Raw genomic sequence first — 581 nt, 5'->3', positions numbered from 1 at the left:
GGTGCAATATCTCAAGGCCAAGGTCGTGCTCGAGGTGAAGGACGAGAAGCTCGCCGAGCAGATCAAGCCGAACATGCCGCGGATCACCGACCTGTTTCAGACCTACTTGCGGGAGCTGCGCTCGGGCGACCTGAACGGCTCGGTCGGGATGTTTCGGATGAAGGAAGAGCTGACCCGGCGCGTCAACATGGCGATCGCGCCTGCGCAGGTGTCGGCTGTGTTGTTCAAGGAAGTGCTGGTGCAGTGAGCTGACATGGCCGGCCAGGACCAACTCGACCAGGACGCAATTGCCGCCCAATGGGAAGCCTCCATGGCGTCGGAGGATCCCGAGGCCGCGGCAAAGGCGGCAGCGGAGAACGAACTAACCGGGACGATGGCGGAGCAATGGGCCGCCATGGTCGAGGATGGTGGCCGCGATCTCGGCGGCGGCAAGAATGGCGGCGAGCGGGTGCTGTCGCAGGAGGAGATCGACAATCTCCTCGGCTTCAGCGTCGGCGAGGTGCACCTCGACGAGAACCCCGGCATCCGCGCGTTCATCGACTCCGCGATGCTCTCCTACGCGCGTCTGCCGATGCTCGAAA

1 protein-coding gene and 1 pseudogene are annotated in these 581 nt (G+C 64.0%); both read left to right on the top strand.

Annotation, left to right across the window (positions count from 1 at the left end; all coding sequences use genetic code 11):
* A partial coding sequence (locus DYI24_RS27570; RefSeq protein ID WP_205523727.1) for a flagellar basal body-associated FliL family protein occupies window positions 1–247 on the top strand: 247 nt, incomplete at its 5' end.
* A 6-nt stretch (window positions 248–253) separates the two neighbouring features.
* Window positions 254–581 (top strand): annotated as a pseudogene (gene fliM / locus DYI24_RS27565) (flagellar motor switch protein FliM); the annotation flags it as partial.

It is taken from the genome of Rhodopseudomonas sp. BR0C11, from assembly GCF_010820945.1.
Lineage (GTDB): Bacteria > Pseudomonadota > Alphaproteobacteria > Rhizobiales > Xanthobacteraceae > Rhodopseudomonas > Rhodopseudomonas palustris_H.
Note: the sequence above shows the minus strand (reverse complement) of the source record. Positions and strands in the feature narration are given on the sequence as shown.